This is a genomic window from Klebsiella sp. HMSC16A12 (genome assembly GCF_001808265.1).
GTDB classification, from domain to species: Bacteria; Pseudomonadota; Gammaproteobacteria; order Enterobacterales; family Enterobacteriaceae; genus Klebsiella; species Klebsiella pneumoniae.
The window spans coordinates 82003-96565 of the sequence record NZ_KV792651.1 but is presented as its reverse complement, the minus strand read 5'-3'; the positions used below and the strand labels follow the sequence as shown (position 1 = coordinate 96565).

The following is a 14563-nucleotide window of genomic DNA, read 5'->3' as shown; positions in this document are numbered from 1 at the left end:
TTCCTTTAATCCAGATGCTGCTGCGGGCCGACGGCCGCATCGTATTTGACCCTGCGGCCCTGCTCTTCATAGTCAATCGGCAGTTGGCGGGTGATATGTACCGCCACGCGCAGGCCGGGTGGCACATAGATAGCGTCAAACGTCTGGCCGTAGCGCTGGCGTACCCAGTTGGTGGTTTCCTGCATCCCGCCGGACACCGCCTTACCCAGCGCATAGGTTCCGGCATCTCCCGTTAACGTCCGGGTTACGTCAGTCCCCTCCGTGGAGGAGGTCATTTCCCCTTCCGCCATTGCTTCCGCCGCTGCCGTCGCGCCGGACAGGGCAAACAGGGTCGGTAAATAGGTGGAGGCATTGGATTTACGCTCACCGGCCAGACACGGAACGCCATGCTCATCCGACAGCCAGCCGATGCTGCCGCCGCTGCGGTTTTTGTTATCGCTGCCGTCGGTCGATTTGGCCGGGCTGGGGACGGTGCGAACCGTGCCGTCGCTGAAAACGAAGGTGATGCTTTGCACATCGCCCCGCACGCAGGAAAGCGTCCAGTCACCGGTCGCCGTTCCTGAGACAATCGCCCCTTCCACGTCAGGCAACTGGATGCCGTTTGCCGTCAGGTTGTCTTTGCCGATCAGCACTTTGAACGGGTAAGGGTCGGTGACTTTACCGTCAATCGGTACTCGCCCCAGCAAGGCCGTCATGGCCTGACTGCCTACCAGCGTTGAGTTTTCCGGCAGCGTATACACCGGCGTCGCCGCCTCCTCGATGCCGCGCTCATTTTTCGCGTTACGCGCCAGTTCGGCCTTCTGGCGGGTGATCTCGTTATCCTCCAGACTGGAGAAACGGCTGGGGAACTGAAGCGCGCCGCCGGTTCCCGATGCGGAAACGTCGGCCAGCGTCATTTTGCCGTCACGGCTCATCTGCATCGCATCCTGCGGCTCAATCCAGACCATGCCCTCGCCGCTGGTCTGTACGGGCGGTTCGTCCCCGGCTCCCAGCCCAAGGCCAACGGGTAAATCGCCGTTCGCCCCGGCAGACGAACCGCCAGCGCCGCCGTTCAGCAGTCTTTCCTTCAGCTCATCGAGGGTTTTGCTCAGCTGGCGCTGCTCTTCTTTTACCCCTTCGGCCTTTTGTTCCGCCTCTTTTTGCGCCTTCGCCACCGCCGCGCTGATGCGGTTGTCGAGGCCACTTTCCCCCTGCGCCAGCCTGGCGTTCTCTTCCGCCAGCGCTTTATTGTCTCGCTCCAGTTCGGCCTGCTTATTCTGAATCGTCCGCATCCGGCCAACCAGCGTGCGCAGCGTGTCCTGAGGCGTATCCCCTTCCACGCCCAATGCCTTCAGTTCTTCCTGCGTCAGATCCGCGACCACGCTATCCCCTGTCTGCGTCGCCGCAGGCTGTGAACGAGAACCGCAGGACTTCACCCCAATGGCAATGGCGATAAACAGACAGACGGGCACCGCCACCTTTAATAGCGTGTTTGACTTCACCTGCATCATCGACCTCCCTTTTTCGTCATCACCGCACTGGGCAAGAAGGCGTTTTCAGGCCGCCCGGTGAAAACCAGATACAGCAGGGTGGTGTCCTCCGGCGTCCCCTGCGCGCCTAACCAACGGTGTTGAAACGTGGCGCTGTAAAAACGCCCCTGTAAGCGGCGAGGGTCGAGCACCACTGGCTTATCGCTCTGGTTCTTCAGCCGGACGGCGACCACGCTGTATCCGCTCGCGGCCCATGCGGCGAGTGTTTTAGTTTCGACAGGTTCCGAGGGCAGCAGAGAGGTGATGACGGCAGGCTTAAGGGAGACAGGAGAAATACCGGGCACAGCCTCCACCGTGCGCAGCGGGGCATACAGATGCTGCGCCGCGTAGCGCGTCAGCAGTACCGGTAAAGGCGCGGAGAGCTTTACTTCGCCTTGACCAGCCGCGCCGTTTTCCCTTTCACCGCTGGCGTCACGCCCTGACACCGCCCCCTTATGGCTGGCGCTCGCCGTCGCGACTTCCCCGGAGTAAACCAGCCTGACCGGCTCCAGCGCGGCTTTTCCGTCCCGGGCGCTGACGTCCAGCAGGATCAGCTCGCCGTTTTCCAGATCCTGCAACTGCAAGCGGGTCACGGGGAATGCCTCCTCCGCCTGAAGGTAGACCGCGCCGCCGCTGCTCTGGATGCGCATCTTGCCGTTCAGGGTTGCGGGGAAGCCCACCCGCACGTTCTTATCAACAAACACAATCCGCTCCTGCCCGACGTTCAGCGGGACAGGCAGCGGAATGCGTTCCCATTTCATGAGCTCCACGGCCTGAACGGCGCAGGGAGCCAGCAGCGCGAGGCTTAATAATAGTCGCTTCATCAAAATATCCCCTTCTTCTCAGGCACATCGACCGGGGCGGCTTCCAGGCGCTGCGGCATCGCAGCAAAGCAGTCCAGCGCCAGACCAAACGGGTTCAGCTCCGGGTTGACGTCCCAGCGCACCACCTTCAGCGGATAACGAACTAACGCGCGCTTGACCGGTTCGTTGTGGTAATACTCATCGGCGGTGAGATCGAGCCGGATAACCCAATGGTCGCGATCGACAATCTCCACTCGATCGCTGCGGTAACCTCGCCCGGGGATTTCATAGATACCGCGCACCCGCTCGCGCAGTTCGCCAGAGAAGTTGCGCTTGCGCGCGTCGTCCTCCAGTAACGTCTGGCATTCCGGAGTCAGGTAAGGGGAGAGAGACTTGATTCTGGCCGGATAATCCTGTTCACCATCCTTCGGCCAACTGTTCAACTGCTGAAATACGTAGAAGCCAAACGCGTATACCGTGCTGGGCGGCACTTCCCACCAGGGGCGGGTGCTGCCGCTGCGCAGGTCCGGCGGCTGATGGATGGTGAGATTGCGCGGCGCGTTCATCCAGCCCAGAGCCAGCACCAGGCACACCAGAATCAACAAAATGCAGGCTCCGCGCAGCGTCCAGATATGCGCATCGCGGGCGTTAAGGGCATTTTTGAAACGGCTCACAGGTTCACCTCCTGCGGTATCACCGCTCTGCTCCGCCGCAGCGACCAGCGGCGCGACATCAGAATAAGCCGGGGATTGCCCAGCCCCCAATGGACGAGCGCCGCTTCAAGGCGACGATAAAGGTAGTTTTCCGGCTTGCCGCGCTTGATCCGCGCCAGCACCTTGCCGCCGAAGGCAATCACCAGCAGCGGCAAAATAAGGGCAATCGTCGGGATCATGACCCAGGAAAAAAACAGGAACGGCAGGGAGATAACGATGCCTGCCAGCGTGCTGAACAATGCGGTCAAACCTAATTCGGGGGTGGTGAACCCCCGGAAAACGACCGGTTCAGCGTTGAGCCTGTCAGGCATAAACTGAATCGTCGCCATCGTGCCCCCTTATCCGGCCACGATGGTGGCGGCTTCGCTGGCAAGCCAGATCACGGCGACAATCAGTACCACGCCCACCGCCACCATGGCGCCAAACTTGCCCCAGGTGGCTTTATTGTCCCGGACTTCGGCAAACGTGGACACGCAGCTCATCGCCACCACGATAAAGGCCACGGCGGCGACCACTAACCCGCCCAGTACCAGACCGTCATTGATATAACCGGCGATCTTTCCATAGAACGAGCCGTCGGTTTTCGACTTCGGGCCTTCGACCGTTGGCAAATCGGCCAGCGCCGGGGACGATATGACTAAAACCAGTGCGGTACAGACCGCCTTCCTGGCGCGTAAAAAAAGTGCGTTCATGTTATTCCTTCTCATTAACTTGCAAATAAAAACAGGCTGACCACCAACAGGACGACGACGCGAATGACAAACGACAGGACGGTCTTTTCCGACACGTTCCCTGCTTCCCAGCCGCGATAGACGGTGACAAAAGCAAACGCGGCCCACAGAAACAGCACGGCGACCAGCGTGCCGATAAACAGCAGATTGAGGAGATTCGGGTCGGCGTTGTTGGTCGAGGCACGAAACGCCTGCTCCTGTTCGTGGGTCATTGCTCCCCCTCGAGCCGGTACTGGCCGCTGATATCCTGCGGCAGTACCGGCTGAACGCGGGAAGGCTCAAGATAGGTTGAGATGCCGCGTTTGATTTTCGCGATATCATCAGTAGCCTGCGGGTAGTCAAAATAAAAGCGGTGTGATGTGTGTTCCTGTACTGCGACAACCTTCGCCCGCTCCAGACTGGCCTGAAGCTGGTCGAGCTGTTTCATGACTAATGCCAGTTCATCCTTTTCACTGCCCTGCGCACAGGGAAGCACGGTGAATAAGGCTCCCGACAGACAAAGCGCCCGGACTTTCGTCATGCGCATATAACCTCCTTTTGTTGAATAAACGTGCGCAAAGGAGATTGGCGAAAAGCGTTACCGGAAGCTGTAAACAATCAAAACCCGGATTTCAAAAATTAATCCGTCACTGAGCGACGCCTGCGGCATCGACGGGGCTCTTTGCCGCCCCGGTCTGGCAAGCCAGTCTCCCCGCAGGCTGCGCGAAGGCGGCAGAAAGAGGCGCAGACGTGCTATTCCGCCGTCTTCGCGCAGCTTGGTTTAATCATTTACGCAAAAACAAAATTAGATGGTCGTAAAAACGTCAGGGTAATAAGATAGATAGAGCTGCTGACATTAATCAGGGATGAAAATAGTGGGGCTTAATCTTCAGGGATATCACGTTACAATCGATCACTCGCATCGCCATTGGCTCATTACAACGCCTGAAGGAAACCCAACCCGTGAACGGGTGGGAAACCTCACTATTTATTCCATGTTCAGAAGGCAAAAAGCGCCCGCCAGCCTTAACCGTGACCGTAAACAACGCAAGCTGGGCGATAATTGTCCCTTGATTTATGCTTTGAAGGGAAAAGAGGGGCTGACAACGGACTTTTCCAGCATAAAGGCATTAAGCCAGAGCTTTAACGCCATACTGGAAGCCATTGCTCAGGCAGAGCCTGATGGTTACGACCTGATCGTTTCTATGCCATCCGCCCACAACATTAGCCACATTGTAGGGAAAAGATTCTCACGCTATTTCAACGCGCCGCATTTTAAAGATCTGCTGCGGAAAATTACGGTTGAAGAGGCTTTTATTCTTCTCGATCGTGCGAATATTGATGTAACTGACGTAAAGTCGCTTCAGTACCAGCTAAGAAGACAAAAAAATGAAGTGGGTTATCAGGGCGCTTTTTCACTAAAAGGTATCCCAACGGAGCACAGGGCCGTTTTCACGCCGATAACGATCAATACCGCTTTAACGATGCATCTCAACGCACACAGAATATTAATTACGGATGATCTGCTGGCGACCGGAACAACACTGGAAACCGCAGCTAGTCTTCTGGGGACGCTCTGCCCGGGCGCATCGGTTCAGGCCGCCTGTCTGTTCAGTTCGATGGGTAGACTGACTCGCGGTACTCTCAAGAAAAGGAAGTTCAGGGGCTGATTGGTTGAATATCACGCGGCATCCGCGTATACTTTACAACAGATGTAAAGAGTGTGCTTGAGCCTCCCCGCTCTCTAAATCCCGATGAGGCCCGCGTAGGCACCCTGGCGGTGGTCAGCTCGTAAAGAGTAAGTAACCCGCCGGTTAGGCAGCGGCTAACCCCTCAACATCATATGATGTTGTTGTAACAGGTAAAGAGTACCGGCGAAGGGGAGAATATCAATTCTCCCCTTTGTTTTTTGGTTAAAACCAAAGAGGCTCAGGCCGAGCCCTGATACATGACGATTCCTGCCTCACCCAGCCGGTCTGGCGAGATTCGAGATCTATTCTTAAGATTCAACATACTGGTTTCTTCAGTATTTAAAAGCACCAGTCGATAGTTCTGTTCGATGAAAGCAATGATTTCCTCATCGGTAGCCCCCTCTTCAACAATATCAATTATCTTTTTTGCAAACGCGCGTTGCGGCATGACGTGTTCAATGCGTAATAAATGTGCATCGCCACGTTGGCGGGCTTCGTATGCTCCGATACTGCATTCTGCGGTCGGCATTTTTTTTAAATTATTGACATGGGTAAGCCCATATTTAACGCGGATACAAAGAACATCAATGATGCGTTCCACTGAATGAATAGCGCCGCCGTTATCAGGGAAGCCAGCGGCATTAGCCTTGTTTCTTGCCTCAATAAAAAGCCTCAATGCGGGCAGCAATGTCTCAGGGGTATACTTGCCAGACATAGGTTATTTCCTCTCAGTGTTCGCGCCATGTGTAGGGTGCAGGTGTCTCATTTATAAATAAGTTATACCGACGTCATTAAACTTAGCGTTAAATAATACAATCACAAATACTTCTTAAACGCCCCGGTCGTCAACGAAATCACCAACCCCAGCAGCAGCGCCGCAGGCAGCAGAAGAATATTGGGATATACCGCAAACGGCATCGACAGGTAGATAACGCAGGGTAAACAGGTCGCCGGTTTAATCCAGCGCTTGGCGTGGTGATAGATAAAGCTGCTCTCATACGCCGCGCCGTAGCGGCGCAAATCGCGCCGAACCAGGCCGTCCACGATGCCGATCGCTGCCACCATCACAAACAGCGGCACAGACAGCACCAAAATTGTGACCCGAATAAGAAAAACCAGCGTCACGTACACCGTCGCCAGCAGATACTCCCGCAGCTTCACCAGCAGCCAGGCCGCGCCGCCGTTTAGCGTCCGGGTAAAGTCGTTGCCTTGATCTGCGTGGGGGGCATTCAACCAGCCCAGAAAACCGCTGTCCACAAACAGCCACTGATACGCCAGCGTCAGCCAACACTCTACCGTCACCACCGGGTCAGACAGCAGCAGGCTGCGGGTGAATTCTTCAGAGAAATACCGGCTTTCCGTCTCCATGACCGCTTTGCTGTGCAGGGCTCCTTATTCAGGCCAGAAGAAGGCAATGCCGACATACTCAACGATCAGGCTGAAAATCAGCGACACGAGTAACATGCCAACTAGCTGCCAGGGCCAGTGCCAGAACACGTTCGATAGCAGCCCCGGCGGACGCCGGGGAACCTCCTGCTGGCGTGGGGCAGTGGTTGAAGCCCCGGGCTGCGCCATCAATGCACCTCCAGCACTTCAAGCTGGCACTGAAGCAATACCGTATGCGCGTCAACGGTGATCCAAATCCCGACGCTATTAGATGAGCACATATCCTCTTCCCGGCAGGCGTCTATTCCCGCGTCATTTAACGCTGCGATAATTTCGGCTGCTCTGGGCGTGGTGCAGACGTGGTGCATTAAAATCTGCTTTGCCGCGTCAGGTAACAGGGCCGGGTGCCCTAGCGCGGAGACCATCACGGCGCAAATCTGGTAACGTTTCATTCTTCCTCTCCTTCTGCCTCTTCAATCATGCGGTCGCCCGGCATCGCGCCGCCTGACCACCACTCATCCCCGGTGCGGTAGTTTTTCTGCATATATCCGGCGATCTGGCTGATGCTCTCCGGCATAAAGGCATCATCGCCTGCTGCTGGAAGCGGCATCCTTAATTTCCAGAGCCGCCCGCCTTCAAGCAGCGCAAACGCCTGCCCTTTTGGCAAATTAATAACGTTGGCGGGCGTTATCAGCGGCGTTCGCACGCTGCTGACCCTGTCCTGAACGTTACTGGTGAAGTCGCTGCCCTGATCGGGATTGGAAATGTCAGTCACGCCGGAAACCAGCGTTTTGGTATACACCTCCACTTCCGGCAGTTGTCGGGTCAGTAGCTCAGCGGTTTCCGTATGGCGGACCCGCAGCATAACCAGACTATTGAAGTTACCCACCACCTGCGCCGCTTTGGCGGAGTTACCGATTTTCGCCTCGATATCCGGCAGCGTTTGGGTGTAGGCCGTGATCTGGATCCCCGCGCCGCCCCCTTTATTAATCAGAGGAATGAACTCGTCCCCCATTAATTCACTGAATTCGTCACAGTGGAGGCTGATCGGTGTGTTGCCGCCGCTCTGCTGCGGCAGGCCGTCATTAATGCCGAACTTATAGATATAGCCCGCCACCGACACCAAATCAGCAAACATGCTGTTACCTACCGCCGCAGCCACTTCAGGATCGGAGAGCGCATCCAGGCCGACGTACACCACGCCCTTTTTGCGGATAACCTGCTGCCAGTCAAAGATCGGGCGTGGGTCGTTCAGGTCACTGTAGTTCGGAGAGATGAGCTGCGCCGTCTTCCCGGAGGTCAGCTTTTCCAGCAGCGGCAGCAGCGAAGCCACAATTTTGTCGTAGTACTTCTGGTCATAGCGCACCGAGGAACGCAGCCCGTCCAGAACCGGGTCATACACCCGCTTTCCGGCGTCGCTACCCAGCACATGTTCAATCGCCACCACACGCAGGGAGCGCCCTTCCATATGACGGGGAACATCACGCTCCGTCAGCGTCGCCGTCAGGTTTTCTATCGTCAACCACAGGTCGGGATGGTGCTGGCTCAGCCAGCTTTCGCAATAGTGTTCAAACAGATCGCCGGGGTTGTTAACGTAGCGCTGGATCAGCGCGAAGTCCGGACGTTGTCCCAGCGCGACCAGCGCCCGTGCGATGATATTGACAAAGCGCCAGGCAAATTCTTTAAACGCGGCGGAGTTCCCCGCATCGCTGAGCTGCCCGGCGACCCGACTCGCTACTTCCGAAACTCTGCCGAACCTTCCCACAGCATTGTAGCGCGCAGAGATATCCGGCCAGCCCAGATGAAAGACGTGAAACTCATCGCCGCGCCCGGCGCGCTGGCACTCCGCGTACATCCTTTTCAGCAGGTCGGCATCCCCTTTGGGGTCGAACACAATCACCACGTCTCCCCGGCGAATATCCTGAGTAATCAGTAACTCAGCCAGGCGCGTCTTCCCTACCCGGGTGGTGCCCAACACCAGTAAATGCCCGACCCGCTCGCGCAGGTCCATCAGCACATTGGTTTCATCCAGCTCAATGCCGTGCAGCGCCGGTAAACCGCCCACAGGCGGCAGAGGCCTTACCGGATTAAACGCGCTCTCGCTTGCCAGTAACCGGCACAGGGTCGGAAAACGATATTCCTGACGTTGTTCAACCCGCCGCGCCGCCTGATAAACCCAGGAAGGGTTTACGTATCTGGCGACCTCCGGGCGTAACGTATCCAGCAGGCGCTGCGTGTGCCGCTGCTCCCATAAAAAGCCTTTTCCCAGGAACAGCTTCATCTGGCTCACTGGCACCTGACGGCTGGTCATCACGTAGCGGGGTAAGCGCCGGATATTACGGCGATAGCGAAGTACCCGCAGCCCTTCGCGGGTGCGCTTAATCGCGAATATCCCCAGCGCTCCGGCCATCACGTAGCTAACGCTGGGCGCTAAAGCAATCGCCCACGGCGCGGTAACGCAAACATAGCTGGCGCAGGCGGATACCACGGCGGTATTCAGTTCAACCGCCGGTCGCAGCAGGGCTTCAATCACATAGCGATCGCTCACCTGGTTGCCTCCCGGATTGGAAGGCGTGTCATTAGCTTCATTGTTCAATTCCCTTTTCGCTGATGAATACCGGGTAGTGTTGCAACCCCAGCCGCTTCGCCAGATCGCTGCCGGATACCGGCAGCAGCTCGATATCACCGGCCAGCGTTTGCAGCTCGCCAAACGCCGCTTCGTCCTCGATATTGACCACTAGCCCAACGGCCCGCAGCTGCCGCAGCGATTCCTTTCGTTCATCCAGCCAACGGCGGGACAGCGGATCGTTACCCAACAAAAATATCGGCTGCATCCCTGGTAAACCGAGGCGGCGGGCCTCTACGCTGCCGGGCGTTAATTCAGGCGTGGATATTGGCAATACCGATGCCAGTGACGCGGGTGCAGCGGGCAATACAGCCGCCTCCGGCGGGTTTGGTGATTCAAATTCATTGGGCTGATTATTAATGCCGTCAAAATAAGGTGCGGCAGGTTCCCCGCCCAAATCGGCAATAACGTTCAGCCCGGCGTGCGCATTGCCAAACAGGCAACAGAGTCCCAAAAGGTAAATGCTCTTCATGGTGTTTTTCTCTTCGGCTCTACCCAGCTCACCGCCGTGGGCTTTACCGGGTTCAGAGTATTCAGATGGCGTTGAACAACCGCTTTATAGACGCGGGCCGGCTTGCCGCCCGCAGGATGATGGTAACAACCGGCGGCCTGCATCCAGCTTCCCGGTTGGGCGTCGTAGCATTCGCGTAGGATCCGCGCCGCGACGCGCAGATTGGTGTAGGGGTCAAAGGCGTGCCAATACGATGAAAACCGGCTGCCGTTCCAGCCCAGATTAACCTGAGCGACACCCACATCGATTCGCTTCAGGGGATAGCGCCGGATAAACCCCAGCAACGCCTGATAGGCCTCATCACGGCTGGCATAACGATACCCGATTCCGGCAACGTTGATGGTCCACGGCCACGGACGAACGCCATGGGCCAGCTTTTTGGCCGATTCGGTCAGCGCCAGCGAGTACAGCGCTTCGGCAGGTACGTTTTCCTGTTCCGCAATCTGACGGTAGCCGGATGGAATCGACTGTGCGCAGGCCAACGGGGGAAACAATAGCAGGAACATCAGAACGCGACGGGCAACCATCCGTTTTCCCCCTGTTCCAGCACCACGGGCATTTGGCCTTTGCCTAACTTCAGCCAGCGACCAGCGTCATGGTTGAGCGTAATCGCCCGCGTTTTTACGCGTTCAGCGGGAATATGCCGCCTGCTCGCCCACTCACGTACCTTCGCGTCCTGGCCTTCGCTACCGACCAGATAAATATCAAACGGCTTCTGGCTGGCGAGCAGCTTCGTCAGCGTTTTATCACAGGGCGGGCAGTCCGCTTTGCCAAACAGCGCCAGACGGCCATGACTCCGGGGCTGAGCTGGCGCGCTGCCCATACCTGCGCCAATCGGCAGAATATGGGGGTAAAGCCGTTTCCACGCCGCGTCGACCTCCCGCTGAAACGCCAGCTCGGCCTCCACGCGCTTAAAGTCCTGCTGGACGGACAGTTCGGCAAAGCGGCGGCGCTCTTCCGCCGTTCTGGCTTCAATGCCCAGCGCCGTAATCGGGTCCAGATCGGGAGAGAATACGCCGCGCCGTCCATTCATTAACGCCTGATAGCGTTGCCACTCCTCGTCGGTCAGTCCCCATGTCTGAGCGCTTTTACGGGTGTTCGCCTGCTCAAGCTTTCCGGCCACAGTATCTACCGACTGGCTATGCGCCCAGGCTTGAGCGTCGGTTTCCGCTGCGCTGGCAGGGAGAGAAGAGGCGATTAACAGCAGAGGGAAAAAGTATCGTTTCACGATCGCTCCTTAATGAACGCTGAGCGTCAGCGTGCGCCCCGCCGTGCGAAAGGTGGCCTGACGGGAGTCGATGGTCAGCAACATCCAGCCGCTAAACGACTCGCCGGGGGTTAGTAAGCGAACCTGTTCCAGACTGCTGGCCTGTCGGGGAGTAACGGAAACAAAGCGCGCCCCGCCTCGATACTCAACGCCATTCAAAACAAACGGTGCGGATGCGGATGAAATCACTTTGGCAGCCGTCTTCTTAACCGGCTTTTTCAGGGGATTTGCTACCGCTGACGATGATGATGGAGCAAGCGCACTCTTACGCCCGGCGAGAAGATCGGCCATCTGTTGCTTCAGTTCCAGCCACTGGCCGGACAGCGCCCCGTCGCGCTGCTCCAGCACCTCAACGCGCTGCGTTACCGACGTCATTTGCTGCTGTAATTGGGCGTGCTGCTGGTTCACTTCCTGCCGATTTTCCGCGAGCGCTTGCGTTAACTGTTCCTGAGTCACCGCGCTAACCAACGGCTTCGGCGGTTCTGTCTGCTGTTGACGCGTTTCTACCCCAGCAATGCGTTGTTCAAACTGGGCCTGTTGCTGCGCTAACGTCTGCCACTGCTGCTCCAACGCAGCGGAGGACTGCATCAGGCGCAGCTGCTGCGTCCACAAAAAGGCAGACGACGCACCGAGTACGATCACCATCGCCAGACATCCCGCTTTGCGCAGAGGAAACGGCTTACCCGCCCTTTTGGGTTCTTTTTCTTCCATTATGATGCGTTCCCTTTCAACGTTGGTTTGGTGAGGAAACGAGAGGGCGATGTTTCAGCCTTTGGCAGCTGGTACCCGTCCCTCAGGCTATGGCAGACAATACGCTGTACGTCGTCAGCTTCCAGTTGCCAGGCGCTACCCGCCATGACCTGTAGCGCCGTGTTCAGCCGCATAGGGCCGAGCTGGTAATGCACCGCCGGGAGAGACTGGTTATACAGAACGGCATTGGATGAAGTGACGGCGCAGAGGCTGTAACCCGACTGTTTTAAGGCGTAGCGCATGGCATCAGCTACGGTCGGCGTCAGCGATGCGGGAATGCGGATATCAATGATTTGTTCCAGCGGCGCGCGCTGGGCGGCGCTGGGATCGGTACTAACCAGCAGGTAGCGATCGTAGCGCACCACCTGCGGCGCGTTTTCGCGCTGGTAAACATCATCAGCCGCAGACTGAACGTTGCTGTTTAGCGTACTGGAAAGGGATAACGCTGGTTGTTGTAACTTTTGCTTTGGCGCGCAGCCGCCAATCACAATAACCCCTATCACGCAGAGCAAATACCGGTGATATTTCATAAAAGATCCTCTTATCGACGCGGAAAAACGCTAATGTGCGAATCTTTCTTTACATGTTCAATTAACAACTGTTTTCCCGTGCTGAAAAAAAGAAGCGCCGAAAAGGCGCTTAAAGGAGGGGTATTAAAACTGGTTATCACCAAACTGTTTCGGGGAAGGAACGTCCGGTGCAGAGGGCACGCTCGGTTCCGGTTTTTCTTCTTTATAAACCATCTCAGACCCAATCTTGATCCAGTTAACCTTAATTAACCGGGCTTTAAGACTGGGGCGAACTTCACCGGCGTGTTCACCTTTTGTCAGCGTGAAAACATCGGCAGAAAGATTGCTGAGCCGAAAGCCAAGCAACACCTTCTTTTCCTCTGCAATAGCCTTCTGGCAGCGCAGAATGAGTTCAGAGGACTCCTTGCCGACGACCATAATATCAAAACGGGTGTAGCCCGGATTATCCGTTGCGCCAGTTAACGCATTAATTGAGCAGCACAGCATACTGCCGTTGCGGGTTTGAACTTCTCTGACGTTGTTCAAATAACCCAGACCCGTTACGTGCAGATTGAAGTAATTAGTTTCATTAGACATCGTGTTTCTCCTTGAATAAAAGCGGGACAGAGGGAGAAACAGCCCGAAAAGGGAAGCTATTTCCCTCATGGGTGAATGGGTGTGAATACATACCTTATCGCCGAAGCGACGCCTGTTTAAAAAGGTTAAACAGGCCTGGGTTTGACCGCTATACCTTAAATAATTCGAGTTGCAGGAAGGCAGCAAGGGAGGGGATCCCCAGGAGCTTACTCCAGTAAGTGACTGGGGTGAGCGAGCGCAGCCAACGCACCTGAAACTTGAAGTATGACAGGTATTTAGCGCCGCCTTGCAGGTCACGGCAACATCGGGTGTTGTCAGAGACAACGGATAGGCACGCTTATTTTTTCAGCAAGAGGGAAAGGAATTGAAGGGGAAAATGTTTTACCGTCAAAAAAATTAAACGGGTACAGAGGACTCTGTACCCGCCATGATCTGCACTAAGGACCAAGGGTTTTAATATTCACTCCGGGGCGAGTAGAAGAACCCGGCGCAGTTTTCACGGAGGTTTTGCGCCTTGAAGGCTATACCTGCAACAGTACATACGCCTTCGACTATAACCGTAGAGACGGAGTGCTACACAGTACCCTTAGAAAATAACAAACACTGCGGGAGGACGCCAGAGGAAACTATATTTCAACGGCATGACATTTTTACCCGCAGCGCGTCCAGAATTGTGCGTTTTTTGAGCTTTATGCGGGCCGCATAAAGGTTGTTTTTTAACCATGCCTTTTCCCCTTTTTACCGCCGATCGCAACAGTTAAAGCGGGTGAATTCAGGGCCGGAGAAAAGCCCGATCGAGCCTGACCGCTGACAATGGATGCCGACACTTCGCCTAACGCAGCAATGGCTTGCTGCGCCGTATCGTTATTCGCCAGTACGTCGGCGCGCGTGACGGCGACGGAGCGATAGCGCTGAGCCGCCCCGTAAATTCGCCTGATCGCATAACCGGCGCTGGAGAGATATTGTTGCTTAGTCTGGGTGCTGATGAGCCCAAAAAAATGCGCCTGAAACACCCGCAGGGCCAGCTGATCGAATCCAACCAGCAAATAGACGCAGCGATAGCCAATCGGCGTGTGGCTGTGTACTGCCACGTTGAGCGGCGTTTCCGCGATACAGTCCGTTAGCTTGACGGAGCCGGGCATGTCAGCAAAAAGCGCATCGACTTCATCCAGCAATGTCTGCATTTGCTGATGCGATGCGCTGATCAGCTTCTCCAGATGCAGCATCGTCGCATCCGCCCAAGGGTTATCCGTCAGGGAGTCCTGATTGATTCGGCCAGCAAGCTGGAAGAAGCGCGGCATCCCCATGATGGCCGACTTGCCCTCTGAAGAGCGACGGCCTTGCCATAGGGAGATAGCGTAGCGGGTATGAAGTTCTATACGCAGTTCGGAGCGCAGCGCGCCCGGCGTGGGGTGTTGAGGCTTTGAGTTTTCCGACATCGTGATAACCCATTGGTTGGTTTAGGGTGTCAGGATGGTCAATGATGGGTCGT

The 14563-nt window shown here is 56.3% G+C and carries 19 protein-coding genes and 1 pseudogene; 1 reads left to right on the top strand and 19 read right to left on the bottom strand.

From position 1 onward, the window contains the following. Positions 1 to 5: 5 nt before the first annotated feature. The 7 genes from HMPREF3140_RS26395 to HMPREF3140_RS26365 are packed head-to-tail and all read right to left on the bottom strand — an operon-like array spanning position 6 to position 4281. Positions 6 to 1490: a TIGR03752 family integrating conjugative element protein gene (locus tag HMPREF3140_RS26395; RefSeq protein WP_077270465.1), complete on the bottom strand. Its 1485-nt coding sequence runs from the start codon at positions 1488 to 1490 to the stop codon at positions 6 to 8. Beyond that, the gene (locus tag HMPREF3140_RS26390) at positions 1487 to 2332 is read right to left on the bottom strand and encodes a TIGR03749 family integrating conjugative element protein (protein ID WP_070553204.1); all 846 of its coding nucleotides are present in this window, start codon (positions 2330 to 2332) and stop codon (positions 1487 to 1489) included. Before HMPREF3140_RS26390 ends, HMPREF3140_RS26395 begins: the two co-directional genes overlap by 4 nt. Next, positions 2332 to 2985 carry a PFL_4703 family integrating conjugative element protein gene (locus HMPREF3140_RS26385; protein WP_070553202.1) on the bottom strand — a complete coding sequence of 218 codons (654 nt, stop codon included), beginning with the start codon at positions 2983 to 2985 and terminating at the stop codon, positions 2332 to 2334. The genes HMPREF3140_RS26390 and HMPREF3140_RS26385 overlap by 1 nt, the downstream gene beginning before the upstream one ends. After that, entirely contained in the window at positions 2982 to 3353 is a 372-nt protein-coding gene (locus HMPREF3140_RS26380) for a TIGR03750 family conjugal transfer protein (protein ID WP_070553200.1), read from the bottom strand. The genes HMPREF3140_RS26385 and HMPREF3140_RS26380 overlap by 4 nt, the downstream gene beginning before the upstream one ends. 9 nt (positions 3354 to 3362) lie before the next feature. Next, positions 3363 to 3716: a TIGR03745 family integrating conjugative element membrane protein gene (locus HMPREF3140_RS26375; protein ID WP_070553198.1), complete on the bottom strand. Its 354-nt coding sequence runs from the start codon at positions 3714 to 3716 to the stop codon at positions 3363 to 3365. A 14-nt stretch (positions 3717 to 3730) separates the two neighbouring features. Further along, positions 3731 to 3967: a TIGR03758 family integrating conjugative element protein gene (locus tag HMPREF3140_RS26370; RefSeq protein WP_004150883.1), complete on the bottom strand. Its 237-nt coding sequence runs from the start codon at positions 3965 to 3967 to the stop codon at positions 3731 to 3733. Beyond that, complete coding sequence (locus HMPREF3140_RS26365; RefSeq protein ID WP_070553196.1) at positions 3964 to 4281, bottom strand: integrative conjugative element protein, RAQPRD family; 318 nt, start codon at positions 4279 to 4281, stop codon at positions 3964 to 3966. The genes HMPREF3140_RS26370 and HMPREF3140_RS26365 overlap by 4 nt, the downstream gene beginning before the upstream one ends. Positions 4282 to 4729: 448 nt before the next feature. Between HMPREF3140_RS26365 and HMPREF3140_RS26360 the strand changes: the two genes are divergently transcribed. After that, entirely contained in the window at positions 4730 to 5404 is a 675-nt protein-coding gene (locus HMPREF3140_RS26360) for a type I phosphoribosyltransferase (protein ID WP_077270466.1), read from the top strand. A gap of 259 nt (positions 5405 to 5663) precedes the next feature. Here HMPREF3140_RS26360 and HMPREF3140_RS26355 read toward each other — a convergent pair whose 3' ends face one another. The 12 genes and pseudogenes from HMPREF3140_RS26355 to HMPREF3140_RS26300 all read right to left on the bottom strand — a co-directional run bounded on the left by HMPREF3140_RS26355 (position 5664) and on the right by HMPREF3140_RS26300 (position 14510). Continuing rightward, positions 5664 to 6140 (bottom strand): hypothetical protein, encoded by a 477-nt coding sequence (locus tag HMPREF3140_RS26355; RefSeq protein ID WP_004150886.1) that lies wholly within the window; start codon positions 6138 to 6140, stop codon positions 5664 to 5666. A gap of 101 nt (positions 6141 to 6241) precedes the next feature. Beyond that, positions 6242 to 7000: pseudogene (locus HMPREF3140_RS26350) on the bottom strand (TIGR03747 family integrating conjugative element membrane protein). Beyond that, the gene (locus HMPREF3140_RS26345) at positions 7000 to 7263 is read right to left on the bottom strand and encodes a hypothetical protein (protein ID WP_004150888.1); all 264 of its coding nucleotides are present in this window, start codon (positions 7261 to 7263) and stop codon (positions 7000 to 7002) included. The pseudogene HMPREF3140_RS26350 and the gene HMPREF3140_RS26345 overlap by 1 nt, the downstream one beginning before the upstream one ends. Next, a complete protein-coding gene (traD, locus tag HMPREF3140_RS26340; protein ID WP_004150889.1) occupies positions 7260 to 9359 on the bottom strand; it encodes a type IV conjugative transfer system coupling protein TraD in 2100 nt (699 codons plus the stop codon). The genes HMPREF3140_RS26345 and traD overlap by 4 nt, the downstream gene beginning before the upstream one ends. 37 nt (positions 9360 to 9396) lie before the next feature. Continuing rightward, positions 9397 to 9909, bottom strand: a complete 513-nt coding sequence (locus tag HMPREF3140_RS26335; protein WP_004153655.1) for an integrating conjugative element protein — start codon at positions 9907 to 9909, stop codon at positions 9397 to 9399. Beyond that, positions 9906 to 10475, bottom strand: a complete 570-nt coding sequence (locus HMPREF3140_RS26330) for a transglycosylase SLT domain-containing protein (protein ID WP_004150891.1) — start codon at positions 10473 to 10475, stop codon at positions 9906 to 9908. Before HMPREF3140_RS26330 ends, HMPREF3140_RS26335 begins: the two co-directional genes overlap by 4 nt. Then, positions 10454 to 11071: a TIGR03759 family integrating conjugative element protein gene (locus HMPREF3140_RS26325; protein ID WP_070553237.1), complete on the bottom strand. Its 618-nt coding sequence runs from the start codon at positions 11069 to 11071 to the stop codon at positions 10454 to 10456. Before HMPREF3140_RS26325 ends, HMPREF3140_RS26330 begins: the two co-directional genes overlap by 22 nt. Before the next feature lie 114 nt (positions 11072 to 11185). Further along, a complete protein-coding gene (locus tag HMPREF3140_RS26320; protein WP_004150893.1) occupies positions 11186 to 11926 on the bottom strand; it encodes a hypothetical protein in 741 nt (246 codons plus the stop codon). Further along, positions 11926 to 12495 carry a PFGI-1 class ICE element type IV pilus protein PilL2 gene (locus tag HMPREF3140_RS26315; protein WP_004150894.1) on the bottom strand — a complete coding sequence of 190 codons (570 nt, stop codon included), beginning with the start codon at positions 12493 to 12495 and terminating at the stop codon, positions 11926 to 11928. Before HMPREF3140_RS26315 ends, HMPREF3140_RS26320 begins: the two co-directional genes overlap by 1 nt. Before the next feature lie 123 nt (positions 12496 to 12618). Then, complete coding sequence (locus tag HMPREF3140_RS26310) at positions 12619 to 13071, bottom strand: STY4534 family ICE replication protein (protein WP_004150895.1); 453 nt, start codon at positions 13069 to 13071, stop codon at positions 12619 to 12621. A 586-nt stretch (positions 13072 to 13657) separates the two neighbouring features. After that, the gene (locus HMPREF3140_RS29050; RefSeq protein ID WP_014343427.1) at positions 13658 to 13795 is read right to left on the bottom strand and encodes a hypothetical protein; all 138 of its coding nucleotides are present in this window, start codon (positions 13793 to 13795) and stop codon (positions 13658 to 13660) included. Further along, the gene (locus tag HMPREF3140_RS26300) at positions 13788 to 14510 is read right to left on the bottom strand and encodes a PFL_4669 family integrating conjugative element protein (RefSeq protein ID WP_070553192.1); all 723 of its coding nucleotides are present in this window, start codon (positions 14508 to 14510) and stop codon (positions 13788 to 13790) included. Before HMPREF3140_RS26300 ends, HMPREF3140_RS29050 begins: the two co-directional genes overlap by 8 nt. Positions 14511 to 14563 lie beyond the last annotated feature (53 nt).